Source organism: Enterobacter sp. DTU_2021_1002640_1_SI_PRY_ASU_LCPMC_013 (assembly GCF_032389435.1).
GTDB lineage: Bacteria > Pseudomonadota > Gammaproteobacteria > Enterobacterales > Enterobacteriaceae > Enterobacter > Enterobacter hormaechei_C.
The window spans coordinates 3,261,779-3,285,909 of sequence record NZ_CP135594.1; the positions used below are offsets into that span (position 1 = coordinate 3,261,779).

Below are 24,131 nucleotides of genomic sequence, written 5' to 3' on the forward strand. Positions count from 1 at the left end.
TCAATTTTAACGCTACATTAAGCCTTGCTTCGTACATGCACGTTCCTTATCAAAAAATCGATTAAACGTTTACATCTTAATTGTTATGTTATAACGTTCCAAAAAGTAACTAATTATGTGGAATGGATGTCATGCACGACTACTCTTTGCGTTTTGCAAATCTGGCGCTGGGTTATGAGGGTTTACCTGCGATACAAAATATTACCGGGACGATACAAAAAGGCTCCCTTACTGCCATCATTGGCCCTAACGGTTCCGGTAAGTCAACACTGCTTAAAGGTATCGCAGGGATTCTGGCTCCATTAAGTGGCTCCTGTGCCGTAGAGCCAAAGGCGCGCATTGCCTATCTGCCACAGATATCGGAATTGGATCGCACTTTCCCTGCAACTGTTTCAGATTTAGTTTCCCTGGGTTTGTGGCCTGAAAGAGGGTTACTCCGTCATCACAGAATTGAGGATCGTAAACGGCTTATTGATGCATTGGGGTCAGTAGGATTAGCAGGGTTTGAAAAAAGACAGATTAGTGCATTATCCGGGGGGCAGCTTCAACGCGCGCTCTTCGCACGGGTCATTCTTCAACAGGCAAACATCATCTTGCTTGATGAGCCTTTTAATGCCATTGACGCCACTACTATTGATGACTTGCTTGTGCTGATAAACCGCTGGCATGCTCAGAAACGTACTGTCTTAGCTGTCATGCATGATATCGGTCTGGTTAGAAATCATTTTCCACAGGCCATGTTGTTAAACGGTGAATTAGTGGCATGGGACGAAACAGAACAAGTTCTGCGCCATACCTCACTTCTACCGACACAGGATATGGGCACAGCAGGAGCTTTGCCTGGGCAACATGAGGCTACACATTCATGAGCTGGTTTTATGAATGGGTTCTTGCACCTTTTGTCGGATTTGGTTTTATGCGCCGGGCGCTTTATGGTTCATTTCTGCTTTGTTTAAGCGCTTGCCCGGTTGGCGTTTTTTTAACATTACGCCGTATGAGTCTGGTTGGTGATGCCATGTCACACGCTATCTTGCCCGGTGCTGCATTTGGCTTCTTACTCTATGGATTAGATATATTACCGATGACTATTGGTGGGCTTGTCGCAGGGCTGATAGTTGCTATTTTTGCTGGGGCGGTTTCCCGCTTAACAGTGCAAAAAGAAGACGCTTCAATGGCGGCTTTTTATTTGATCTCACTCGCAGTCGGCGTGCTCATTGTATCGCTTCGAGGCTCAAGTGTGGATCTTATGCATGTCCTGTTTGGCACAGTGCTTGCACTCAATCACGAAGCGCTGTTGTTAATTTTCTCTGTCGCGCTGCTCACACTTCTGCTGGTTTGTATATTCTGGCGCGCACTTATTGCTGAGTGCCTTGACCCTTTATTTCTTCGCTCAGTTTCACGATTGGGATCGCCAGTCCATTTTATTTTCCTGGCCCTAGTGGTACTGAATCTTGTCGCCGGTTTTCAGGCACTCGGCACTTTACTCTCTGTCGGGGTAATGGTCTTGCCAGCTGTGACGGCTCGTTTCTGGACGAGACGTGTAGCGACAATGTGCATTGCCTCTGTCCTGACAGGAATGCTTGCATGTATAAGCGGTTTGTTATTTTCATTTCATTTTTCGCTACCTTCAGGACCGTCAATCATATTATCTGTGGGAATTATGTATCTTGTCTCTGCTGCTGCCATGATGGTGAAAAATATCCGTTTAAAAAAACTTCGTTAATCTTTTCACTACAAATCGAGGAAATTATTTAATGAGAAAACACGGTTTTATGTCTTTATGCATCCTGACGACATCAATGCTTTTTTTATTTTTTACTTTCCCAGCGAAAGCGAAAATTAATGTCATAGCAAGCTTTTCTGTTATTGGCGATATGGCAAGAAACATCGGTCGGGACCGCATCGAACTGCGTACTATTGTCGGCCCTAATGGCGATGCCCATGTTTATGAGCCCTCTCCTGCTGACGCGATCGCTATGTCTAAAGCGGATGTCATACTGGTAAATGGTTTACAGCTTGAAGGTTTTATTTCACGGTTGATCGAGGCAAGTGAAACTTCCGCACCGGTAATTGAAACAACAAAAGGAGCAAATATTCTCCAGGACCCGGCCGGCGGACACTATCACTTTTATGACGGTAAAGCGGTCTTTCATGCTGCACCGTTTGATCCACATGCCTGGCAATCAGTAGGGAATGCCAGAATATATGTGAAAAATATTTCAGAAGCCTTTTGTGCACAAGATAAAAGTAATTGTGATTTTTATCAGGCTAATGCCCGTGCTTATGATGAAAAACTTGCGGCTCTGGAAAATAAAATTATTAAGACTGTCGCTACGATCCCACAAGAAAAGCGTACTGTCGTCGTAGGCCATAATGCATTCAAATATTTTGAACAGGCATATGGTATACATTTCCTTTCCCCTCAGGGTATATCCACCGAATCAGAGGCCTCTGCCGCTGACGTTGCCGGCATACTTAAGAAAATTAAAGAAAATAACGCATCAGCGGTTTTTTCTGAAAATATTTCCAATCCACGTCTGGTTGAACAAATAGCCAGAGAAGCTGGCCTTAACGTGGCTGGCGTGCTTTATACAGATGCCTTGTCAGAACCAGGAGGACCGGCTTCTACCTACCTGGAAATGATGGAACATAACGTAACGGCGATTGCAACAGCGGCGAGCAATAGCCGTAATACCCAGCCATAAATACCCGCCGATTAGTTTTATATATGATGGAGAACATTATGAAGAAACGCTTATTAACTACTTCAATCTCAACGCTGCTTTTGGGCCTTTCTGTGATGCCTGCTTTCGCAGATGAAGACGTAACCGCATGGCGTCTGTTCGTCGCCGATCATGATAAACCCGTGGTGAATGTTATTGATGCACTGGATGGAGATAAGCTCGCAACATTTAATGTTAAAGGCCCTGCAAATTTATCTCGCAGCGAAAGTGGTGCCACAATTTTCGCTATCCAGGGTAGTGCTGGCGTAGTATCCACAATCGCTTCAGGCATTGCTTTCCATGATCACGGAGATCATGCAGACATTGATATTGACGCTCCAAAACTATTACCGCTGGAACTAACGGGTAAAAAACCTGGTCATTTTGTTGAACGTCAGGGCAAAATTGCCCAGTGGTTTGACGGGGAAGATAGCGCGCAAATCCTGGGTGAAAGCTCCGTTCTTAAAGGTCAGAAGAATATAACTAAAGTAAATGTTGTTGCGCCACATCACGGCGTTGCTGTTCCTTACGATAATTATGCTGTCGTATCCATTCCCAACCCTGATGATGCGTCAAAACGACCTGTCGGCGCTCGCGTGGTGGACCTGCAAGGTAAAAAAGTGGGTGATGATGCCTTATGCCCCGGACTTCACGGCTCAGCCGGCTCGGGTGATACTTTTGCCCTATCATGTGAGACTGGCCTCCTGCTGATTACGCAAAAAAATGCGGCACCGGTTATCAGGCACCTTCCCTACGCGAAAACGTTGCCAGAGGGAAGCACATCCACCTTGATCGGTGGTAAGGGAATGCAATATTTTATCGGTAATTATGGGCCAGACCGGATTATTCTGGTCGACCCTACCGAATCGGATAGCTTCCGTTTGATTCAGTTGCCTACCCGTCGAGTCCATTTCGTTGTAGACCCGGTACGCGCGAAATTCGCCTATGTGTTTACAGAAGACGGAAAGCTTAATCGAATAGATGTCCTGAAAGGAGAAATTTCGCAGTCAGTGCGTGTCACTGATCCCTATTCAATGGATGGCCACTGGAATGATCCGCGGCCGAGAATCGCAGTCGCTGACAATAAAATTTACGTCACCGATCCGTTGAAAAGTAAAATTATTGTGTTAGACGCTACTTCTTTTAAAAAGACCAGTGAAATTAGCGTCGAAGGGCAGCCATTTAATATTGTTGCAGTCGGAGGTTCAGGAAAAGTACATGGTGAACATCACGATCATGAAGCTCATCATCATGATGATGACCACGCTCATTAATACTTGTAAAACCTAACAACGCCTTTCACAGTAGATCTGCTGATAGCAGATCTACTTTATGGCTTTAATAATCTTTTTGAATTTACCCTAGGAATAACATCCATGAATATCAAATTCCCTTTCATATTATTCACCTCACTTTACAGCATTTACTGCTCTAGTTGATTACATCAAAATCTTTTCAGCTTTCAGCTCTTACAAGTAATATATTTATTTAACTATCTCAAAGCTTTTGACTACGCAACATTGAACAGAAAGGGCAATTGCATCCAGGTACTGCCACAGCAGCACAGGTTCCTAAAGTCGTCGTCTGGAACTGCCTGCTATGCTGGCTGTAAAAGTTACTGATGATGCTGTCTTCTGTTGTGCGCAACTGCTTTCCTGAAAGATCTGAACCAGTCGTATCTTTCGCCTGAAATGCCAGAGCCGAAGTCGAAGCCATTGTCAGGGAGAATGCAATTATCTTACTGATTTTCATGTTAACCTCTTGTTAAATCTTCCTCTGAAACTACAGTATGAAAAAAAGCATAACAACCAGTTATCTTTCGGTATGCGGAATATGTGCCTGTATGTTATAAAATAACATAACACACCCGCAAAAAAATGATACTATTGGGCTGTGATGTTCCTCTACAAAAGGCGTTCTGGCTGACTGTAACCAATGCGTACGCGGGCTATAATGGCCAGATATAGCCTAGCATCACACACCTTGTCGTATTTTTGCAAGCTTAAACGCTTCAGGCCTGCCCATGTTGGACAGGCTTTTTGTTAATGCCGCTGAACAGGATCTAGTTTATTAGCTTTCTGATCCTCATTTCAGTGGTGAACACCGACTGGGAAATTACTGTGCGGCCGGGAAATGTAACGTAGCAAAAGCAGGAAAATCCTTTGCCGTTTTCCCAAGTAATCTTTCAGGAGAGAAATCACTCAAAAGCGAAGAACGCTTGTCGTGGAGAATCTCTTCCGCGCAAAGCCGTCCGATCAACGGCCCCAGTGTCATGCCACTGTGCGTCACCATGAGGTAGATCCGTCGCTTAGCAGAGATGTAACCAAGTCCTGGAAGTCCATCTGCCGGTCGGGAACGCTGCCCAACAGCTATACGTTCCAGCTGTGCCATTTCCATATTATTAAATAGCTTCCGTAGCCTTTTGTGCATTTCTTCACCGATATAGCCATCTACCGGTGCCGGGTTTGCAGGATTGGCAAAGCTGTCAAGGTCAGGACACTGAAGCAGTAATCGCCCCCCTCCTTCTGGCCGGACATTTAACCCTGGCGTGATTAAATTCGCCTGTAACTGGGTTAGCACCGGGCACGTATAGCCCAGAAAACCACATGCGATTTTATTTGGCTGGTTCGGATCGATCATTGCCAGTTGCTGCCCAAGTAGCGAAGCAAGTTCGGCAGACCATCTTCCCGCCGCAATGACTATACTGTCTCCCTGCCAACGTTCGCCATTGGCAAGGCTTATCTCTGCCCTATTATTTTCTTCAGTTAACTCTGTCACTTCGCTTTGTGTTTTCAGTTCGGCGTTATAAACACGAAGCTCGGACACCAGCCATGCCATAAAAACGGAAGGTACCAATAAGCATTCACCTGGAAAATACCAGATATCTCCCGCATGAGACCCCACTCGGATTTCAGGGACTTTGCGCTTAAGTTCATCTGCGGAAAGGTTCTGAACAGGATAGTTCAGTTCCGAAAGACGGCTAACCCGGTCTTGTAACCGTTTTTGCTCTGGCGCACCAGCCGCCCATTCATAAGTCCCTGTCGCTTTTAGCCATTGACCTTCTGTGGTCCGTTCCTGTTGTAGCCGGATATGCTCGTCAATCGCCAGCGCATTAAGATGATGATAACTTTCCGGTGTTTTGCCATTTGAATTAATCCAGGCAAAAGTCGTGCTGCTTGTCCCCGCCCCCACATGGCTACGCTCAAAAACAGTGACTTTTGCTCCCTGTTGCGCCAGGGAACGGGCCACGGACAGCCCGAGTACGCCAGCACCAATAACTGCTATTTTTTTGACCGACATGCCTTTCCTCCTTTTTATCAGCTTCCTGACGTTGGGCTTTATTGTGGCTTATCGCCAGGTTCATTCAATACGATTTCCATTGAAGGAGCTGATGTAAGCTTATCTTTATATTCAGCTGATATGTCAGGAAGGCTGGTAAACTGACCATCAAGAAAAAGAAAATCTATCTTACTGGCAATATCCTCCAGCGCTTCGATTTCTGTTTTGAGATTTTCCCCCTTTTCCTTATTGCCATCCAGAAGCCAGTCAATGGTGCCGTTTTGTTTGGTTAATCCACCAAGATCAATGACATGACCATCGATATTCTGTGCAAGAATGCGGTTTTCACACAGGAAAAGTAGATAAGGCATACGGTCTTGTTTACTGGTTTCGACCATAACTGCTTCCTCCAGATTATTGGGCTGATACAAATGATTCGTCAGAATTCGCAATAAAAATATGAATTAAAGTATAGAAATTCTCGCTGATTATGTCGTTTGCTCTCAGCGGTGCTCCTGCTTAGCGACTAAGGAATTTTGTAAACAGGGAATCAATATTCCCGTTGATGTTGATTAAGCCACTGGGCTACCGAGCTGGCAAAGTAAGTCAATATGCCGTCTGCCCCGGCGCGTTTGAAGCATATAAGTGACTCAAGCACCGTTTGCTCTTCGTCGAGCCAGCCATACCGGAACGCGGCCATATGCATCGCATACTCACCAGAAACCTGATAGGCAAAAACGGGTACCGCAAAAGTGTTCCTGGCTTCTCTGATAATATCCAGATATGGCATGCCCGGCTTAACCATCACCATATCTGCCCCCTCCTGCAAATCCTGAGCAATTTCATGCAACGCTTCCTTCGCATTCGCCGGGTCCATCTGATAATTCTTTTTGTCCCGCTTGCCCAGCGCCATGGCAGATTGAGTGGCTTCGCGAAAAGGACCGTAATAGTTTGACGCGTATTTCGCTGAATATGCCATGATCTGAACAGTCAGCAGGCCATTCGTTTCAAATGCCTGCCTGATATGCCCGATGCGGCCATCCATCATGTCGCTTGGCGCGACAATATCTGCACCCGCTTCGGCGTGCGTAAGCGCCTGTCTGGTCAGAATTTCTTTTGTCGGCTCATTAAGCACATATCCATGTTCGTCAATGATGCCGTCCTGACCATGTGACGTATAGCGACTGAAAGATTGTCCAGCCCCTGGGATGCCAGAAAACCGCGCCAGGCGCATTGTCCTGAAAATGAAACAAATCCAACTCCCGACCCAGCTTGCGATGGTCGCGTTTCTCCGCTTCAGCCGTTTTCTCAAGCCAGCCATCAAGCTGTTTTTTGCTTGCCCATGCCGTGCCATAAATCCGCTGCAGTTGTACATTGCTGGCTTCCCCCTGCCAGTACGCACCAGATACGTTAAGCAACTTCATATTTTTCAGAAAACGAAGATCCGGAATCAGTGGGCCATTAAAGCCGTCTGTGAACTGTTTGAGATGGCATAATGTCACCGGCTCATCTGCCGGTATTTCCATCAGCCTCGTTGATTTGAATTTCTCTCCCTGCCGCTCAAAACAGTCGACTGCTTGCGCTCGCGTAACCTGCTCTTTAAAAACCGGCGGGTTTTCGGCGATCAATTTTGTCATGTGCTGCTCAAGTTTCAGCAGATCGCTGCTGGTAAAAGGCTTATCTGTCGCGAAATCGTAATAAAACCCTTCTTCTGTCAGATGCCCTTCAACCCCCCTGGCAGAGGGAAACAGCTGATTTACAGACGCAGCAAGAACGAGAACGCAGCCACGGCGAATCGGGTCCAACGCTTCTTCGTCAAAAAGCGTGATGATATTGAGCGTGCCACTTTTCTGCACTGCCTCGATCAGATCGATATATTGGCCATCGATTTCAGCATACACGGCGTTTTTCGCGACGGAAGAACCGATACTTTCCGCGACGTTCTGCAACGTGGTCCCTTTTCTGACGAGCTTCAGAGAGCCATCAGGAAGAGTAAAGGTGAGAGGTTCTGACTCTGTTATAAGCGCTTCTGACATTTTCGTATCCCGACATAGCTCAGTGATTAACAGCAACTATGTTGCATTAACCCACAAATTAACGCAACCTTGTTGCATTAAAAGCGCCACTCGGGAGTACCTGAATATGTTAAGGGAAAGCACGGAAATGTTATTAAATGGTAAAGATAATCTTTACCATTTAAATACGTCTCACGTTAAGGCATACAATTTACAGTATGATATAACGTATAACTGATAACTAACTACGATTCTGTCAGGTGGAGAAAATGTTTCAACTTTTGCTCGCCTTGAGAACGGTGTTAAGCGCCATCGCAAAAGACTGAACATATCTGGATAGACATTATCAAATGAAAAACAAAAGGTTACACTCCCCCCTCCTGCCAGCGGAATGACAAAGAACATGGTGGGATAGCGAATACAGACGGAAGAGGTAATATAAAATGAAAAAGCGCATTGCCTGCCTGCTTTCATTCCTGCTTTCATTGTATACCTGTACAGCACTCGCCAGGCATCAACAACTAATGCACAATGTATACGATACGCAAGAAAGCCAGAGCAAAGTTAACGAAATCCTGTCCGCCGTCTCTTTTCACGGGAATGAACTTAGCTATGGCGAACGTATCGCTGAGATATCTTCCCGTTTACTCGGGACCGCTTACCAGGCACATACGTTGATCGGTTCATCTTCGTTGCAGGAGAGGCTGGTCACTAACCCCAGTACCGTGGATTGTTTTACTTTTATTGATTATGTTCGCTCCATGGCACACGCCAGTAGCTGGCAAACTTATGTATCTGAACTTGTTAAAACCCGTTATACAAACGGAATGATTGATTTTACTGGCAGAAAACATTTTTTCACGGACTGGGCGGTCACATCTCCGCAAAATGCACAAGATGTTACTCAGGACATCAGCCCGTATACTATTACTGTCAACAAACAGCTAAACCAGAAGAATAAAAAACAAGAATATGTTAAGGGTCTCGGCATTATCTCACGCCGGATAAGCTATATACCGGCTTCTGCAATAGATAAAGAGGTAATAAATAAACTGCAAACAGGTGATTACGTGGGTATTTATTCAACAAAAAGAGGACTGGATGTTTCACATGTTGGGATCATTATCAAAGCCCACAATAACATCTGGTTCAGAAATGCATCGTCATTAGCGAAAAACAGAAAGGTGGTTGACTCACCTTTTATTAGATACATGGCTACAAAACCGGGTATTGTAGTTTTACGAGAGAAAACAGATCAATACCCCTGAAAAGGAGAATAGTGTGTCAGGCAATAGCGCCTTTACCCACGCCCTCAAAGGCATGGACTTCTATTTTCGCTGCGGGTAAACCGTGCTCAATTGATTGCCTGATAAATAAAGCCAGTGACTCAACCGTGGTATCACACGGCAGAATATCTACAACCTCAGAACAAAGCATGATTTCAAAGTACCCCTGAAAACTCCGCCAGGAAGAACATGTCAGCCCCTTATGCCAGTATGCTACGGCACGCGGTGACAGTGTTGTAACGGTAACGACATCTTCCCGACTTAACAGATAAGCGTTATTCCATCGTTTTGCCCATTCCTGTTCCCGCATATAGCTTCGCTCACCATCCACAAAAATTCTTATTGCAGAGCGATGCCCATGCGCTATTCTCTGGCAATTTCCGCGGTGTTTTTTCAGTCCATGCGAGTAATGATAACTGTCACCATTAATAGTTTCCGGCCGTAACGTTATCGTTATGTCTTTTACTCCCTGCGGCAAATACGCCAGTAAATGTTTTTCTATTTGGGATTTAAGGCAACGGGAAGTAATATTATCTGCCTGGACCAGCCAGAAACTCTCCTGCGGCCCGGAAATAAAACACCGGGTCTCCCCATTCTTACACAGCATGGCAACTTCCGTCGTAGTGCCTGCATGACTAACAATAATATGACTATTTTGTTCCGGCACAATCAGGACATGATCGGCCAGTTTATCAATTTCATGTTTGATACTTTTTTTTGCATGTGAGAAATCCATTACCATTAATTCAGCATTCAGATCCCCCTCAAGAATAATATTAACGATAAGGCTATCGCCAATCAGTCCGGCTTCCGCATTAAGGAAACTAAAATCCATGACCGTCAGATTATTAATAAAAAGTTTCACCACCACCTCTTTAATAAAACAGAAAAGCCTCTTCCGCAAAAGGGTTAAAGAGGCAAGTATGAATTTGCTACATTAATAACAAATCGTTAACAATACGGTTTTATGTTAACGGCACCAGCCGGGCCATACTCAGAATTCATTTCGCAACAGCTGATAACCTTCCACCAGTTTGACATTAGTGCTGGCGACTTCTTCTGAAAATTGTAAAGAAGCGGGGTCCACTTTCGAATAACTCTTAAGATCGGAATCTGGCCCCACGCGTTCCGTTGATGGAATATAGGTATTCTCAGGCAAGGTAACGCCATCCACAACTGCATTATAGCGAATAACACAACCCGTCTGAATATGACAGTTAAACAACACGCTGTTGAATCCAATAAATACCCGCTCATCAACCTGACAGGGGCCATGCACTATTGCACGGTGGGCAATAGACGTTCCGCTTCCTATCGTCACTGGTGCGCCACTTTTTGAGTGAATAACCACCCCGTCCTGAATATTAGAGTGGGAATGGATAATGATAGGATCCATATCCCCTTCTGCATTTAGCTCGTCAGCACGGATAACCGCATAGGGTCCGACGTAAACATAATCATGAATAATGACACGTCCACAAATTACCGCGGTGGGATCGATATAGGCCTTTGTTGACACCACTGGGGTATGACCTGATGGGTTTTTACGTAACATTTTTACTTCCTTTCCAGTGAATACGGGCAACGGCATTATGGGGATGCAGGCTTTCCTGATGCTCAACCCTGATATCAAATGCTTCACAAAAGGGTGCACAACGAAAAACATTATTGAGCCGACGGGCAGCATCTTCGCAAAACATCAGATTCTGACCGTTAGCCAACGCAAAAGCCTGTTCGTCGCTCCGCTTGACGACCGTTTGCACGGCTGTCCCGAGAGCAACTTCAGCATAATCAATCAGCTCAAGCACAGGCAGTGATTTTGCTTCAGGATTAAGACGGATATTCACCCATGCCCAGCTTCGCTGGCTGTGCGGGGTTGCCGGCATTCCTTTCTCAACAAGCCAGTCGGCTATCTCTGCTGCCGGGAGCCTGTCGATCCGGTTACCAAAGTCTTTGCTAAACTGCAAACCCGCAACGTGGCGGCTAAGCGCAGCGGAAGCCGGGCAGGTTGACGAATAAGGGATACCCACTTTGAGGGTAACCGTAAAAGATTGCCTGAGTTCGGCGCTCAGAGTCAGAGGATAGGCTTTCCAGCCGGAGTGATTAGAATTTAACGACTTACGCGACAGTAACAACTCCCCTGAGATCTCAATACTGGCTTCATCACTACGTCCCTGATGAGACACCAGAAATGCTTTCAACACATGTTGCAATAATGCCGGTGTGATTTCCCCTTGTGTCAGTTCGTCCAGAAGAAGATAAAGGCGAGACATATGGATCCCCTTTTCAGCTTCAGGTGAACTGAGAAGGTTTATTCCGGCATTAACCTTTGCGGCTACCGGCCTGCCTGCGATATCTACCGGCAGATCAATTTGCTCCATACCGACCCAGGATAATGACTCACCCTCATCGTCGCCCTTAGTGGACTGAATATCCGGTAGCATGCCGGGGCATAGGGTTTGTTTCGCTGCCATTCTCATATTTACCTGCCTGATCTGATATTTACTCTCATCCCTACCCTCCCGCCGCCTGAGCTACCGCTTTATTTCTTTCGGTACTGAACCTCAACTTTTTCCTCCTTGGTTTTGGCTTCAATACTTAATTCTGCGGTGGGCCTGAGTAGCAGGCGTTGCAGACCGATAGGTTCGCCTGTATCCCGGCAGAAGCCATATTCTCCTTTTTCAAGCCGTATAAGCGCTGCATCATATTTCGGCAACAGGCGGCTTTCTCTGTCTATCTGTCTGAACAGCAGACGTAACTGCTCTTCACGAATGGCGATGTCACCTTCGTCACCCGTTTCTGGATTATCCTGCAGTTGTTGCTTCATCTGGTCTATATGATCAAGCACCTCCTGCCTTTCGTGGCGGATAAGCCGCCGGAAGTAGTCCTGTTGCACATGATTCATGTAATCTTCTGGCGGCATAGCCAGGATTTTTTCTCGTTCAGCGCGGGTAGGTTTAGTCATGTCCTGTACCGATAAAATTGCGTAATGAAACGTTATAACATAACATCAACTATCGCTGCAAAATAACCTGTTAAGCCAGCCGGGCCACTTTCGTGGGCCAGGGATCGTGGAAAATCCCCCCCTGCTGCCACCAGAGAATTTCCTCTTCAGTGAGAAAACACTGGCGCAATGCGAGGGCAAAATCGTCAATTTCGCCGCTCTCGCCAATAACAGTCAGGCAGCAGCGCCGGTCACCAAATCTGCCAGGCATTTTTGCCAGTTGCTGACGGATAGCTGCGCGTTCTTCCTTTGTCAATGAATTATCAGTGTGAGTCAGGACCCCGGCTTTCCAGTAGCTTATGAATTCGAGATTGATGCTCCCTGCTGCCTGGTTCCACAATAATGCCAGGTCATCTCTTCCCGGTAGCCAGAAAAACCCCTTGCTGCGGTAAACGCCTGCGCCCATGAAGCGATGGCAGATATCCCACAGCCGCTGCGGATGAAATGGACGGTCATCCTCAATGACTCGCCACGAAATATCATATTTTTTGTTGGGTTCAGCCAGCAAAACTGCGTCAATGGCATCCTGAAGCTCATCGATAAGTAACGCCACCCGATGAAAATCGTAATCCGGCATGGAAAGCAATTCATCCAGCTGTAAATTTCCCCAGGGCACGGCCATAATTGCAACCTGCGGATTAAGTGGATGTATGGCTCTGGCTACCTCAGTAACCACATAGAAGGGTAACCGGTCGTTTTTGGTTAGTAAGAGCTTATTACAGAACATAATCTGTTCTGCCAGCAGGCTTTCCACTCCCCGGGTCCCTTTGTTGAGGTGTTCCTGGAAAACCGGAATAAGCTTCTTTCCACCATCGTAGTCATCATTAAGCATGACCGTATCTACAAGAGACAAAAATGCTTTGAGACTTACCTGGGTGTGTTCTCGCAGATAGCGGACCAGGGGAAGAGGATGGCTGCTGCCTGACGTTTCCAGTAAAATAAAATCCGGAGACCTTTTTTCGAGCAGGTTTTTCAGCGCGGAATCCAGCTTCTGGATCCCACTTCTGCTGCTGATACTGTCTGCTGAAATACTCACAAAATTGTTACTGGCTGCATCAACGATTTCTGTGTTGGCTATCAGGACGCCATCCACATCAAGTTCACTCATGTCATTAACGATGACGGATACAGCCATTCGCCGTTTGTGTGCCTGTGTAAGAAGGTTTTTTAGCAGAGTAGTTTTCCCTGCCCCCAGAAAACCATTAAGGATAATGAGCGGTGTTCTTTTCATAGCATCCAGCCTTATGCCGCTAAACGTTAATGCAATCAAGTTGCAATAATACCGGCTTCCTGCCAAAATTCAAATGACATGACTCGGGGGGGAAATATGACAACACCAGCAGCCAAAACGTATGACTGGAAGCAAACGTTGCGCACACATGGTTTGCGGGCAACGCCATCCACCCTTGCTACACTGCAGTGCCTTGAACATGCCAGCCAGGCCATGAGCCATGACGATTTAACTCAGCAACTGGGCGAGCAGGCTCCCGATCGTGTGACCCTTTACCGAATACTGGAGCGGCTAATGCAGGTAAGTATTGTCCAGCGTTATACCGACTCGGCAAGAACTCAGCGTTTCGCTCTGACCCAACGGGCTGCCGTAGGACTTTTTGAATGCGATAACTGCCATCATGTTATTCCTATTGAGCAGGATCCAGCCCTGGAAGCGGCCATTGAACTGGTAAAATCACATCTCACTGGACATGGTATGACCGAACGGGAAATTACCCTTTCCAGCCATGGTATCTGTCCGGACTGTAATCGTACTATCACCAAATAATTTTTTTCTTATCCCGGACGACTGTTAATTAGCGCCAGGTGTGTTCGTGTGCTGCTATCTAAAAATAATGAGGTAAACGTAATGATTAAACTAACAAACACACTTGGTATGCAAAAGGAGCTATTAGTTCCGGTTAAAGAGAGCAAAATCGGCATGTATGTATGCGGCGTGACGGTTTATGACCTTTGCCATCTGGGGCACGCCAGAACCTTTGTAGCTTTTGATATGATTGTCCGCTACCTGCGTTTTCGCGGATACGATGTGACTTTCGTGCGTAACATTACTGATATAGATGATAAAATTATTCAGCGCGCCCGTGATACGGGAAAGGACTGGCGCAGCCTGACAGAACGGATGGTGCATGAAATGCACATTGATTTTGCAAAGTTAGGTATCCTGCCACCAGACTTCGAACCTCGTCCCACAGAGCACATCCCCCAAATCATCAGTATGATCGAACGACTTCTGCATCGACAATTTGCTTACATTGCAGAGAATGGTGACGTCATGTTCTCCACTGCATCGGCAAAAGACTATGGAAAGCTTTCGGGACAGGATATTACCATGCTTCGTGCCGGGACCCGCATCGAAGTGAATGAGTATAAACGCGACCCGCTGGATTTTGTTCTCTGGAAACGGGCAAAACCCGGCGAGCCTGTCTGGCCATCACCCTGGGGTGAAGGGAGACCTGGCTGGCATATTGAATGTTCTGCCATGAACTGCCATTACCTTGGTACCCATTTCGACATTCATGGCGGTGGCTCGGACCTGATATTTCCCCATCATGAAAATGAGATTGCCCAGTCCACCTCCGCCAATGATGGCCCTTACGTAAATTACTGGCTTCACACCGGCATGGTGACGGTGAATAAAGAGAAGATGTCGAAATCGCTGAATAACTTTTTTACCCTGCGCGATATTCTGCACCGGTTCGATGCCCAGAGTGTGCGCTTCTTCCTGCTAAGCGCACATTATCGTAAGCCGCTGAATTATAGCGAGGAAAATATTCACCTCGCGCGCGCCTCTCTAACACGGCTCTACACCGCATGCCAGTTCGCTGACGGGTCTCGATCTGAACAGCATGATGCATGGCGGGCCAGATTCTGTGAGGCAATGGATGATGATTTCAATACACCCCAGGCGCTTGCCATTTTATTTGAACTGACAAGAGAGATTAACAGGCTTTGCGGAACGAATGATGATGAAGCCGCAGCACTTGCCACCACGCTGAAAGACCTGGGGAATGTGCTGGGTTTGCTTGAACAATCAGCGGATGCCTTTTTGAAAAACCGCAGTGATCTTCATCCTGCAGAACTGCAACTTATTGAAAAGTTAATTCACCAGCGCAGTGAGGCGCGACGTATGGGCGAATGGGACAAGGCCGATCGTTTAAGAAATGAATTAGCGGAGCAAGGCATTGAGCTTGAAGATGTCGGCGAAAATACCTCATGGCGTATCCGATAAGGTGTCCCTCTGGATGTAAAAAATTTCAACATCAATTGTTATGTTATAACGTAATGCAAAGGGTAATTCTATGAACCAACCACGCGAAGTCGTTATTGTCGGTGCGGGTCCGGCTGGGGTGGGTATGGCGGCGCTTCTTCGTCGGAGCGCCGTACAGGATATCCTTGTCGTGGATAGTCACGAAGTGGGTGCCTCCTTTATGCGCTGGCCGGAAGAAACCCGCTTTATTACTCCTTCTTTTTTTTCCAATCCGTTCGGACAAGCCGATCTTAATGCTGTGACGCCTGACAGTTCCCTGGCACTTTTCTGCGGTGAAGAACACGCCGGGGGAAACACGTACGCAAAATACCTCAATGCCGTGCTGGATGAGTATCAGATCCCCGTCATGGCCCCCGCCAGGGTTGTTAAGGTGGCCTTGCTCAGTTCAGGTCATTTTATGCTGACAACAGAGACAGGAGAGAGAATTGAAACGCGCTCATTTATATGGGCTACAGGTGAATTCCAGTTCCCTGACCGGCAGATTTTTCCGGGAGCAAAAATGTGTTGCCATTACGCTGATGTGTCCAGCTGGAAGGACTTCCGAAAAGGCGATTACATCGTGATCGGCGGCTATGAAAGCGCGGTGGATGCCGCTGTAAACCTGCTGGAAAATGGTTCATCGGTAAAAATGTTGACCCGCTCAGCCCCCTGGTCAGCTAACCATATCAGCGATCCCAGTCTATCGCTTTCTCCTTACACTCGTGAGCGTTTGAACAGAGTGATGAATCACCGTCTTTTCGAAATTTATGAAGATGCGGATGTCTGTGAAGTAATCAGAATGCCCGGCCCGGGAAGTTCTTACAAAGTCCATACCACAAACGGACGCGCCTGGGCTACTGACGAGGTACCTGTGCTTGCTACCGGCTTCCAGTGTGGCGGGGGAGCAAAGCAACTGGCTGCTTTTTTTGAATGGAATGATGATGGTTATCCGGTATTAACGGACGAAGACTGCTCAACCCTTTTTCCTGGTTTGTACCTTGTCGGCCCTCACGTGCGGCATGCCGGTAATATTTATTGCTTTATCTATAAGTTCCGTCAGCGCTTTCCCGTCGTGGCAGAAAGTATCACGCGTCATCTGGGCCTGCCCTCTGAAGGAGTACGGGACTGGTGGGTTCTGCCTTCAGAGCCTGATTGCTGTGCCGATGAGGACTGTGCGTGCTGAGGTCCGTGTTTATGCAATCATTCGTTTTAATGGGATTAGAAAGTGCAGGAAAATCTACCCTGTTTAATATTCTGACGGAAAGTGCTGCCAGTGATGAGCGTAATTTCAGGGGATCGACCGTCGTATGTCGGGAAGGTCACATTAATGATGCGGGGATCTGCCTGGTTGATACACCAGGTATACGTTTTCAGAGCGACAGTGAAACCACGAAACTCGCCCTTAATGCGCTAAACCAGCATTATGGCATTCTGGTGGTTCTGCGGGCCACACACGCTCAGCAGGAGTGGCAAACGCTCTGTCACCTCATACCGCCACAGGCAAAACACCTTGTTATACTCCTGACCTTTGCTGATAAGATCAGAAAGGGCCTTCGGGAAGTGACTGTATACCTGAGCGAAACATCAGGTGCGTCTGTACTGGCAGTCAATGCCCGGGAAGCTGGCAGCAATGTTCGCCAGGAAATAGTGCAGTTGCTGTTGCAGGATAAACCTGCACCCTCCGCTGTCTCTTTACCCCGTCATAAGATACCGGTAATTCATCTGCTGGCTGAATCTCCTCAACAAACGATATTTGAACATCGCTGGGGTGGAAAAGTTGCTGCAATAATATGCCTTTTCCTGCTGTTTGCCGTTCCGGTATGGGGGGCATGGCTGCTGTCAGATTTCATTCAGCCTGTCATTGACAGTGCGGTTATTCAGCCGCTTGAGAATATAACGACCAACTGGCCCGACATTCTGCAAGCATTATTTGTCGGCAATTACGGTCTTTTTAGCCTGGGACTCTATTCTTTCGTATGGGCCTTTCCTGTGGTGGTACTGGTCGGAATATCTCTTTCACTGACAGACGACAGTGGGCTTAAGGAAAGAATTACAGCGACGCTGGATCCCTGGTTGCGAAAAGTGGGTCTCAGCGGCCAGGATCTTATTCCAGTATTAAGTGGGTTCGGCTGTAATGTCGTGGCGGTTTTTCAGAGCCGTTCGTGTTCGCGATGCACCCGGCATGCCTGTATAAGTATGATTAGCTTTGGGTCCGCTTGCAGCTATCAGACCGGGGCGACGCTTTCTCTTTTTAATGCCGCCCATCAACCCTGGCTCTTTATCCCCTATCTCAGTCTGCTGTTTATCACAGGCGCAATACATACGCGACTCTGGAACGGGTCGTTGAAGCCTGGCCAAAACCAGCGTCTGACAGAGCTCACCTGGCTACAATGGCCGCGCAGGCGAAACGTGGCGTGGATGCTGAGAAATATCCTCCGTCAGTTCCTTATGCAAGCTATGCCACTGTTCCTGATTATCTGCCTTATTGCGGGAATGCTTGATTACGCAGGTATCACCCGCTGGCTGAGCGAAACTACTGCGCCTTTACTTCATCTTTTTAAACTGCCGGCAGAACTGATGCCAGGGATCATTTTTTCACTGCTAAGGAAAGATGGTTTGATGGTGCTCAATCAGGATGGCGGCAGCTTAATACAGTCCCTCAGTACATCACAGATACTGCTACTTGTCTGGCTCGCCTCTACGTTGATGGCCTGCCTTGTCACGGTATTTACCATCGCCCGGGAAATAAACTGGCGGTTTGCCGCGGCAATAGCAGGAAGACAGGCGCTGAGTTCGTTGGTTGTGGCTCTGGTGATATCCCTGTTATTCATTCATGGAGCATGAATATGATCCCCAAAACATACCAGCAATGGTACCGGTGCATTACAGAAGAATGTGGCATTCCCCTGACGCAGGCATTCATTACATCCCGCCTGGCTGTTCTTCAGGATCCCGGACACCAAGAAACCAGACGTTTTGTCTCGTTATATGGGCAACATCATCTGAATAGTGTTGTACAGTGGTTCAAAAAAGCTGGGGAAGAATTGTTGTAAATCGGCCCCCTTTTCGCTCTCATACGAAGGCACCCGACAAATGCGGGTGCCTTCGATTCATTTTTCGAACCAGGGCTCAACAGGATCGGAATAATACCGCCACTTTTGAGGCCCTTCTGCCATTTCTGCATCCGTTAACAGGGCAGATTCCAGCCTGTTGCGCAGTTCGGATTCATTCATATCCATTCCAATAAAAACGAGTTCCTGACGGGCATCACCAATGCCATCTATCCAGTTAGACATGATGAACTTCAGTGACTCAGCATCCTCTGGCCAACGTTCTTTCGGCACACTCGCCCACCACATGCCCCCCAGCCCCTGGCGCGCAATGCCACCTGCCTGTGACCATGAACCTGCAAATTCCGGACGGCTGGCCAGCCAGAAGTACCCTTTTGATCTGACGACGCCATCCAGCTCGTTTTCCATCACCTGCCAGAAACGGGTCGGATGAAAAGGCCGACGGGCGCGAAAGACAAAGCTGGAAATTCCGTATTCTTCTGTCTCCGGCGTATGTTCACCGCGCAATTCTTTCAGCCAGCCAGGTGCCTGAGCGGCTTGATCAAAATCGAACAGACCGGTATTGAGTACGTTATCCAAGGGGACCTGTCCAAATTGCGAAACAACAATCCTTGCCCGTGGATTAAGCGAGCGTAAAACCGCCATCAGTTTTTCTTTTTGCGCTTCACTGATAAGGTCAACTTTATTAAGGACCAGCACATCACAGAATTCAATCTGATCGATCAGCAGGTCAACCACGCTCCTTTCATCGCCTTCACCGAGCGATTCTCCGCGTGACTGTATACTGTCTTGCGAACCATAATCCTTCAGAAAATTGTACGCATCCACCACAGTGACCATAGTGTCAAGGCGGGCCACCGTCGAAAGGCTTTCACCGTCATCGCCCGCAAAGGTAAAAGTTTCAGCAACAGGCAGAGGCTCAGATATACCGGTGGACTCAATGACAAGCTGATCAAAACGCCCTTCTTTTGCCAGACGATTAACTTCGAGAAGAAGATCTTCGCGCAATGTGCAGCAAATGCAACCGTTGCTCATTTCAACCAGTTTTTCATCAGTCCGGGAGAGTTCTGCACCACCTTCCCTCACCAGGGCAGCATCAATATTCACCTCAGACATATCATTAACAATGACAGCAACACGACGGCCTTCCCGGTTGTTCAGAATATGGTTAAGCAGTGTCGTTTTCCCTGCTCCCAAAAATCCCGAAAGTACGGTAACCGGCAGGCGTTTATCGCCATGAAAATTTGCACTGACTTCGGACATTACCTTACATCTCCTCAGATATTCGTTGTGTTCGGATTAACCAGGATCGTTGAGCACGGTTAGCTCATCGCCTTTGATGGCGTTGTAAAAACAACTCCGCCGACCTGTGTGGCAGGCTCCACCTTTTTGATCCACAAGCAGTAGTACCGCATCTCCGTCGCAATCCAGACGGATATCATGTACTTGCTGAACGCAGCCGGAGGTCTCACCTTTTCGCCAAAGGCATGATCGGGATCGCGACCAGTAACAGGCTCTGCCAGTCAATAAGGTTTCATCAAGAGCCTGTTGATTCATCCAGGCCAGCATCAACACCTCTCCAGTGTCATATTGCTGTGCAATCGCAGCGATCAATCCATGAGAATTCCAGGGTATTGATGCCTGGATATCTTCAAGTTTAAAAACTGCACCTGCATGGGCTTTTTCCAGTAAGAGAAACATTGGCACCTCACTTATCATGTGTTATGTTATAACGTAACAATCAAATTTGCCAGTTCTTCTTTACTTACATGGCACGATCAAAACATCAGTAGATTTCCATCGTTTCAGGACAAGAAAAGATAACATCGCTTGAAAATTACAGGAGGCCCGGTGAGTAATAGCCCATATTCTCTAAGTACAAGGGACACTGCATTATCGTCTACGGATTGTTCCGGGCTGAGAGAGCTGATTGAGAGTAAGAAAATACGAATCACACCGCTCCGGGAGAGAGTTTATAATTTCGTCAGTCATGCTAAAGAAAAAGGCATTAGCGCATACCAGATACTGGAATTAATGAAGAAATATAATCCGAATGCAAAACCGGCTACGGTTTATCGTTCTCTGGATTATTTGCAACAGGCAGGGATTATCGTAAAAATAGAATGCTGTAGTAAATTTATCAGAAAAAATAATTTATCCTCTGATGTTGTAACTCTTTTTTTGATTTGCTCAAATTGCGGAACAATAATTCAACATACTGACCACCTCATTCATACTTACATTGAGAAAAAAGCAATAGATTATGGTTGTGCTGTACAAAAAAAAGATATTGAAGTTAAAGTGATTTGCCCTGATTGTCGAGGAAAGGGTTAAATCACCAATACGAATAATTATTGAAATCGAGCCAGGCGGTAAATCAATTTTAAAATATCTAAAAGCCATCACACTATTACCTGACTCCATAATAAATATAACCGTCCACAAGGAGTATCGGTTGCTTTCATAATTGGCGTCAACAACCTCAATCATTCACAATGAATAAAAGACGTCAGAGCCTGATTTTTCTGCCTTAAATGACCTTAACAGGCCGTATTTCTGGACGAATTTCGTGCGAGTATGGTGATAATAAACACCCCGCCAATGCCCGCCGTAATAATGCCAATTGGTAGTTCCTGCGGTGCCAGTATCGTCCGGCTGACTATATCGCCGCCACACAGTAATATTGCACCCCAGACGCCACACAAAGGTAACAACAACAGATGCTTAACTCCTGCAAAATGCCGACACAAATGAGGCACCATTAAGCCAACAAATCCAATCACGCCAGTCAATGCCACCAACAACGATGTTGCCAGGGCGCAACAAAGAAAAATCTCGATCCGCAGACGACTTACGTTAATCCCCAGCGACAGCGCTGTCTGTTCTCCTGCCAGCACGCCATCCAGCGAGCGCCACCGCAACAGAACAAAGGCAATCAGTAGCACCAGGCTGAACACGGCAAAGGGCAAATTGTCCCAGCTGGCTAAACCCAGACCGCCCAGAGACCAGAACAGTACAGAGCTGGCCGCCCGCTGATCGCCGGAAAAAATGAAATAGCTGGTCAGCGCCCCGAACAAAAAAGAGATAGCAAGCCCGCAGAGAATAAGATGCTCAGCTCCGCGTTGCTTTTTAAAATGAAACAGCAGCATCACTACGATGGCGGAACATACGCCACCGACAAACGCCGATACCGGGAGCGTAAATGCACCGAGTCGATCGCCAAAGCGGGTGATCACCAGTACCGCCCCCGCTGACGCGCCGGAGGATAGCCCGAATAAAAAAGGATCGGCCAGATCATTACGGGTGGTAGTCTGTAACAATGCCCCCACCATTGCCAGTCCCGCCCCGGTCAGCACAGAGAGTAACATCCGGGGGACGCGTAAATCGGTCACGATTCTGCTGACCATGGCAGATACCGGCTCATTCGTCAGCTTCAGTGCTCCCAGCACCTGCATTAGCGACAGTGGCACTGTCCCTCTGGTAATACTGAATAACATCAACCCGATCAGCACCACCATCGCTCCCCACATCGCCCAGTGATAACGGTACGACATGAGCATCACTTCGCCGCTGTCGGGTACATTGCCCGCGCGAGTTTTTCCACCGCATCAACGTTAGCGGGTCCCGGCGTCAGTTCAGCATATTGAAGCTTCAGGTAGCGCTGATGCTGTACCGCTGGCGTCAGTTTCATTAATGGATGTTTCTCCAGAAAACGACGCAGCGCATCTGCCCCGCTCCCCGTCTGGTAATCCAACAAAATAATAAAATCCGGCTCAGCCGCCGCGACGCTTTCCCAGGAGGTTGTGCCCCAGCTGGTATCCAGCGCCTCCATTGCATTTTTACCACCAGCCGCCTCAATAATGGCCGTAGGCATCGCATATTTACCACTGGTAAACGGTTTATCCTCGCCTGAGTCGTAGACGAACACCTTTAAAGGACGGGTACCTGCCGCTGGCTTCGGCAGTTCGTTTAACCTCTTTTTCCAGCCGCTGACCAGGGCCTGTGCGTCATTGCGCCTGCCAAAAATCTTACCCAGCGTGAGGACATCGTTATACAGCAGATCCATGGTGGCTTTATTTTTGTGCGCAGTGGTGAACACACAGCTTTCACTCAGAACAAAAGTTTTGATGCCATATTTGCTTAGCGTGTCCGGCGTCACTTCGCCGCCCACTTTCATTCCATAGTTCCAGCCAGCGAAAAAGAAATCAGGTTCGGGGGCCAGTAATGTTTCAAGGGTGGGATATTTTGGTGCCAGTTCCGGGATCGAACCCATCGCCTGTTTAAATTCCGGCGTCATTTTGTACCAGCCACTAATACCGGTCAGCCCAACGATGCGATCCTGCAAATGCAGTGCAAACGCCATTTCTGACATATTAAGGTCGTTAATAACCGCCCTTTTCGGCGGACTGGCGAAGGTGACAGGCGTCCCACAACTTTCAATAGTCACCGGGAAATCGGCAGCACTGGCTGCTGAAGCTGACAGTACCGCCAGCAGGGATATAAACCGTTTTTTCATTACTGACTCTCAGGGAATAATTTATGCACAATGCGGCACTTCAAAAATACGTAACGCCTTTCCTGTATGAGGATGCGGCACGGTAAAACTGGTCAAGCCAAAGACGGGATAAAGGTATTCTGATACCAGTACCCTCTCCGGCGTGTCACAGATCACTGACTGCCCCTGAGACAGGAGAAGAACACGGTCAGCAAAGGATCCTGCCAGTGTCAGATCGTGCAATACCGCCACGACGGTGATCCCCTTACTTTTCACCAGCGAAAGGAGTTCCGCACGTCCGGGGGGATCGAGATGGTTGGTGGGTTCATCAAGCAATACCAGCTCGGGCGTCTGTGCCAGCACCCGAGCCAGCGCGGCCCGCTGTCTTTCGCCACCGGAAAGCGCAACCAGTGAGCGCCTGCGTAGCCGCTGCAATCCGGTATCTTTAATGGCTTTTGCGACAATCGCATCATCTACATTGCGCGGGACATCCCCGGCATGAGGGATACGCCCCAGCGCCACATAGTCCTCAACGGACAGTCTCATATCGGGTGTATCATTCTGCGCCAGAACAGCAACCTGTCTGGCCCGCTGTTGCCGGGATAAAGCAGACATGTCGCGGCCCCGCAGACGAATTTCCCCTTTCAGATGGGTCAGTTCCTGACTGATTGCTCTCACGAGGGAAGTTTTACCGCTGCCGTTAGGCCCGATAATGGCCAGACATTCTCCTGCTTTGACCGCAAAATGGATGTCTGAAAGCAACGTCCCGCCGCCTGGCCGCGACAGAGAATGGATATTAACGCTGAGAATACTCTCCAGCGTATCAAAATAATCTTTTTCAATCAGATTACTTACGATATTACGCTTCACGGTGTTCCTTCTTGATTTCTGTACTGGCAATTAGGACGCCGTCGACATCCTGTTCGTTCAAATCGTTCACGATGACGCACATCGAAGCTGCTTCTGGAGTATCTGCATTAACAAATTTTTAACCGC

General features: G+C 47.6%; 24 protein-coding genes and 1 pseudogene. 10 read left to right on the forward strand and 15 right to left on the reverse strand.

Annotated elements, in window-relative coordinates; all coding sequences use genetic code 11:
* The first annotated feature begins 131 nt into the window (after positions 1 to 131).
* From aztA to aztD, 4 genes are read left to right on the forward strand one after another with little or no spacing between them, the layout of a single operon-like run.
* Positions 132 to 869, forward strand: a complete 738-nt coding sequence (gene aztA, locus RS584_RS15635) for a zinc ABC transporter ATP-binding protein AztA (protein WP_315748274.1) — start codon at positions 132 to 134, stop codon at positions 867 to 869.
* Positions 866 to 1,723 (forward strand): zinc ABC transporter permease AztB, encoded by an 858-nt coding sequence (gene aztB / locus RS584_RS15640; protein ID WP_315748275.1) that lies wholly within the window; start codon positions 866 to 868, stop codon positions 1,721 to 1,723. Before aztA ends, aztB begins: the two co-directional genes overlap by 4 nt.
* 31 nt (positions 1,724 to 1,754) lie before the next feature.
* Positions 1,755 to 2,705 carry a zinc ABC transporter substrate-binding protein AztC gene (gene aztC, locus RS584_RS15645; protein WP_315748276.1) on the forward strand — a complete coding sequence of 317 codons (951 nt, stop codon included), beginning with the start codon at positions 1,755 to 1,757 and terminating at the stop codon, positions 2,703 to 2,705.
* A 38-nt stretch (positions 2,706 to 2,743) separates the two neighbouring features.
* Complete coding sequence (gene aztD, locus RS584_RS15650) at positions 2,744 to 3,997, forward strand: zinc metallochaperone AztD (protein ID WP_315748277.1); 1,254 nt, start codon at positions 2,744 to 2,746, stop codon at positions 3,995 to 3,997.
* Positions 3,998 to 4,220: 223 nt separating this feature from the next.
* Here aztD and RS584_RS15655 read toward each other — a convergent pair whose 3' ends face one another.
* The 5 genes and pseudogenes from RS584_RS15655 to RS584_RS15675 form a co-directional block, all read right to left on the reverse strand.
* Positions 4,221 to 4,475: a hypothetical protein gene (locus RS584_RS15655; RefSeq protein ID WP_315748278.1), complete on the reverse strand. Its 255-nt coding sequence runs from the start codon at positions 4,473 to 4,475 to the stop codon at positions 4,221 to 4,223.
* Positions 4,476 to 4,838: 363 nt separating this feature from the next.
* Complete coding sequence (locus tag RS584_RS15660; protein WP_315748279.1) at positions 4,839 to 6,023, reverse strand: FAD-binding oxidoreductase; 1,185 nt, start codon at positions 6,021 to 6,023, stop codon at positions 4,839 to 4,841.
* A gap of 38 nt (positions 6,024 to 6,061) precedes the next feature.
* A complete protein-coding gene (locus tag RS584_RS15665) occupies positions 6,062 to 6,400 on the reverse strand; it encodes a hypothetical protein (protein WP_315748280.1) in 339 nt (112 codons plus the stop codon).
* 152 nt (positions 6,401 to 6,552) lie between these two features.
* Positions 6,553 to 7,182 (reverse strand): annotated as a pseudogene (gene hemB / locus RS584_RS15670) (porphobilinogen synthase); the annotation flags it as partial.
* On the reverse strand, positions 7,151 to 8,038 hold the full coding sequence (locus tag RS584_RS15675; RefSeq protein ID WP_315748281.1) for a TGS domain-containing protein: 888 nt from the start codon (positions 8,036 to 8,038) through the stop codon (positions 7,151 to 7,153). The pseudogene hemB and the gene RS584_RS15675, both read right to left, overlap by 32 nt.
* A gap of 422 nt (positions 8,039 to 8,460) precedes the next feature.
* Between RS584_RS15675 and RS584_RS15680 the strand changes: the two genes are divergently transcribed.
* Positions 8,461 to 9,285, forward strand: coding sequence for a DUF1460 domain-containing protein (locus RS584_RS15680; protein ID WP_315748282.1), 825 nt, complete (start codon positions 8,461 to 8,463; stop codon positions 9,283 to 9,285).
* Between the two features lie 16 nt (positions 9,286 to 9,301).
* Here the strand turns inward: RS584_RS15680 and RS584_RS15685 are convergent, their stop codons facing one another.
* From RS584_RS15685 to RS584_RS15705, 5 genes are all read right to left on the reverse strand, one after another.
* Positions 9,302 to 10,168: an isocitrate dehydrogenase gene (locus tag RS584_RS15685; RefSeq protein WP_315748283.1), complete on the reverse strand. Its 867-nt coding sequence runs from the start codon at positions 10,166 to 10,168 to the stop codon at positions 9,302 to 9,304.
* Between the two features lie 129 nt (positions 10,169 to 10,297).
* Positions 10,298 to 10,858, reverse strand: a complete 561-nt coding sequence (locus RS584_RS15690) for a carbonate dehydratase (RefSeq protein ID WP_216298950.1) — start codon at positions 10,856 to 10,858, stop codon at positions 10,298 to 10,300.
* Positions 10,848 to 11,783: a GTP cyclohydrolase FolE2 gene (folE2, locus tag RS584_RS15695; protein WP_315748284.1), complete on the reverse strand. Its 936-nt coding sequence runs from the start codon at positions 11,781 to 11,783 to the stop codon at positions 10,848 to 10,850. The genes RS584_RS15690 and folE2 overlap by 11 nt, the downstream gene beginning before the upstream one ends.
* Positions 11,784 to 11,845: 62 nt before the next feature.
* Positions 11,846 to 12,268 (reverse strand): RNA polymerase-binding protein DksA, encoded by a 423-nt coding sequence (gene dksA, locus RS584_RS15700; protein WP_315748285.1) that lies wholly within the window; start codon positions 12,266 to 12,268, stop codon positions 11,846 to 11,848.
* A gap of 70 nt (positions 12,269 to 12,338) precedes the next feature.
* The gene (locus RS584_RS15705; RefSeq protein WP_315748286.1) at positions 12,339 to 13,538 is read right to left on the reverse strand and encodes a CobW family GTP-binding protein; all 1,200 of its coding nucleotides are present in this window, start codon (positions 13,536 to 13,538) and stop codon (positions 12,339 to 12,341) included.
* A 96-nt stretch (positions 13,539 to 13,634) separates the two neighbouring features.
* Here RS584_RS15705 and RS584_RS15710 point away from each other — a divergent pair, with 96 nt between their 5' ends.
* From RS584_RS15710 to RS584_RS15725, 4 genes are all read left to right on the forward strand, one after another.
* Entirely contained in the window at positions 13,635 to 14,087 is a 453-nt protein-coding gene (locus tag RS584_RS15710; protein ID WP_315748287.1) for a Fur family transcriptional regulator, read from the forward strand.
* Between the two features lie 81 nt (positions 14,088 to 14,168).
* Positions 14,169 to 15,551 carry a cysteine--tRNA ligase gene (cysS, locus tag RS584_RS15715; RefSeq protein ID WP_315748288.1) on the forward strand — a complete coding sequence of 461 codons (1,383 nt, stop codon included), beginning with the start codon at positions 14,169 to 14,171 and terminating at the stop codon, positions 15,549 to 15,551.
* Between the two features lie 70 nt (positions 15,552 to 15,621).
* The gene (locus tag RS584_RS15720; protein WP_315748289.1) at positions 15,622 to 16,752 is read left to right on the forward strand and encodes an NAD(P)/FAD-dependent oxidoreductase; all 1,131 of its coding nucleotides are present in this window, start codon (positions 15,622 to 15,624) and stop codon (positions 16,750 to 16,752) included.
* 11 nt (positions 16,753 to 16,763) lie between these two features.
* Positions 16,764 to 18,413 carry a nucleoside recognition domain-containing protein gene (locus tag RS584_RS15725; protein WP_315748290.1) on the forward strand — a complete coding sequence of 550 codons (1,650 nt, stop codon included), beginning with the start codon at positions 16,764 to 16,766 and terminating at the stop codon, positions 18,411 to 18,413.
* Positions 18,414 to 18,679: 266 nt separating this feature from the next.
* Here the strand turns inward: RS584_RS15725 and zigA are convergent, their stop codons facing one another.
* Together zigA and hisI are read right to left on the reverse strand one after the other, a co-directional pair.
* The gene (gene zigA / locus RS584_RS15730) at positions 18,680 to 19,903 is read right to left on the reverse strand and encodes a zinc metallochaperone GTPase ZigA (protein WP_315748291.1); all 1,224 of its coding nucleotides are present in this window, start codon (positions 19,901 to 19,903) and stop codon (positions 18,680 to 18,682) included.
* 36 nt (positions 19,904 to 19,939) lie between these two features.
* Positions 19,940 to 20,341, reverse strand: a complete 402-nt coding sequence (gene hisI / locus RS584_RS15735; RefSeq protein ID WP_315748292.1) for a phosphoribosyl-AMP cyclohydrolase — start codon at positions 20,339 to 20,341, stop codon at positions 19,940 to 19,942.
* 150 nt (positions 20,342 to 20,491) lie between these two features.
* On the opposite strand from hisI, the gene RS584_RS15740 reads away from it, so the two are divergent.
* Entirely contained in the window at positions 20,492 to 20,974 is a 483-nt protein-coding gene (locus tag RS584_RS15740; RefSeq protein ID WP_315748293.1) for a Fur family transcriptional regulator, read from the forward strand.
* A gap of 206 nt (positions 20,975 to 21,180) precedes the next feature.
* Here RS584_RS15740 and RS584_RS15745 read toward each other — a convergent pair whose 3' ends face one another.
* The 3 genes from RS584_RS15745 to RS584_RS15755 are packed head-to-tail and all read right to left on the reverse strand — an operon-like array spanning position 21,181 to position 24,005.
* Positions 21,181 to 22,200 (reverse strand): iron ABC transporter permease, encoded by a 1,020-nt coding sequence (locus RS584_RS15745; RefSeq protein ID WP_315748294.1) that lies wholly within the window; start codon positions 22,198 to 22,200, stop codon positions 21,181 to 21,183.
* Positions 22,200 to 23,156 (reverse strand): ABC transporter substrate-binding protein, encoded by a 957-nt coding sequence (locus RS584_RS15750; RefSeq protein ID WP_315748295.1) that lies wholly within the window; start codon positions 23,154 to 23,156, stop codon positions 22,200 to 22,202. The genes RS584_RS15745 and RS584_RS15750 overlap by 1 nt, the downstream gene beginning before the upstream one ends.
* A gap of 21 nt (positions 23,157 to 23,177) precedes the next feature.
* The gene (locus tag RS584_RS15755; RefSeq protein ID WP_315748296.1) at positions 23,178 to 24,005 is read right to left on the reverse strand and encodes an ABC transporter ATP-binding protein; all 828 of its coding nucleotides are present in this window, start codon (positions 24,003 to 24,005) and stop codon (positions 23,178 to 23,180) included.
* Positions 24,006 to 24,131: the final 126 nt, after the last annotated feature.

Bases quoted from the DNA above. Each gene is read 5' to 3' on its own strand.
- aztC (WP_315748276.1), top strand. From the start codon at position 1,755: ATGAGAAAACACGGTTTTATGTCTTTATGCATCCTGACGACATCAATG.
- RS584_RS15660 (WP_315748279.1), bottom strand. From the start codon at position 6,023: ATGTCGGTCAAAAAAATAGCAGTTATTGGTGCTGGCGTACTCGGGCTG.
- RS584_RS15690 (WP_216298950.1), bottom strand. From the start codon at position 10,858: ATGTTACGTAAAAACCCATCAGGTCATACCCCAGTGGTGTCAACAAAG.
- aztA (WP_315748274.1), top strand. From the start codon at position 132: ATGCACGACTACTCTTTGCGTTTTGCAAATCTGGCGCTGGGTTATGAG.
- RS584_RS15710 (WP_315748287.1), top strand. From the start codon at position 13,635: ATGACAACACCAGCAGCCAAAACGTATGACTGGAAGCAAACGTTGCGC.
- folE2 (WP_315748284.1), bottom strand. From the start codon at position 11,783: ATGAGAATGGCAGCGAAACAAACCCTATGCCCCGGCATGCTACCGGAT.
- RS584_RS15725 (WP_315748290.1), top strand. From the start codon at position 16,764: ATGCAATCATTCGTTTTAATGGGATTAGAAAGTGCAGGAAAATCTACC.
- RS584_RS15720 (WP_315748289.1), top strand. From the start codon at position 15,622: ATGAACCAACCACGCGAAGTCGTTATTGTCGGTGCGGGTCCGGCTGGG.
- RS584_RS15655 (WP_315748278.1), bottom strand. From the start codon at position 4,475: ATGAAAATCAGTAAGATAATTGCATTCTCCCTGACAATGGCTTCGACT.
- aztB (WP_315748275.1), top strand. From the start codon at position 866: ATGAGCTGGTTTTATGAATGGGTTCTTGCACCTTTTGTCGGATTTGGT.
- RS584_RS15680 (WP_315748282.1), top strand. From the start codon at position 8,461: ATGAAAAAGCGCATTGCCTGCCTGCTTTCATTCCTGCTTTCATTGTAT.
- dksA (WP_315748285.1), bottom strand. From the start codon at position 12,268: ATGACTAAACCTACCCGCGCTGAACGAGAAAAAATCCTGGCTATGCCG.
- cysS (WP_315748288.1), top strand. From the start codon at position 14,169: ATGATTAAACTAACAAACACACTTGGTATGCAAAAGGAGCTATTAGTT.
- zigA (WP_315748291.1), bottom strand. From the start codon at position 19,903: ATGTCCGAAGTCAGTGCAAATTTTCATGGCGATAAACGCCTGCCGGTT.
- hisI (WP_315748292.1), bottom strand. From the start codon at position 20,341: ATGTTTCTCTTACTGGAAAAAGCCCATGCAGGTGCAGTTTTTAAACTT.
- RS584_RS15750 (WP_315748295.1), bottom strand. From the start codon at position 23,156: ATGAAAAAACGGTTTATATCCCTGCTGGCGGTACTGTCAGCTTCAGCA.
- RS584_RS15745 (WP_315748294.1), bottom strand. From the start codon at position 22,200: ATGCTCATGTCGTACCGTTATCACTGGGCGATGTGGGGAGCGATGGTG.
- RS584_RS15665 (WP_315748280.1), bottom strand. From the start codon at position 6,400: ATGGTCGAAACCAGTAAACAAGACCGTATGCCTTATCTACTTTTCCTG.
- RS584_RS15705 (WP_315748286.1), bottom strand. From the start codon at position 13,538: ATGAAAAGAACACCGCTCATTATCCTTAATGGTTTTCTGGGGGCAGGG.
- RS584_RS15675 (WP_315748281.1), bottom strand. From the start codon at position 8,038: ATGTCAGAAGCGCTTATAACAGAGTCAGAACCTCTCACCTTTACTCTT.
- aztD (WP_315748277.1), top strand. From the start codon at position 2,744: ATGAAGAAACGCTTATTAACTACTTCAATCTCAACGCTGCTTTTGGGC.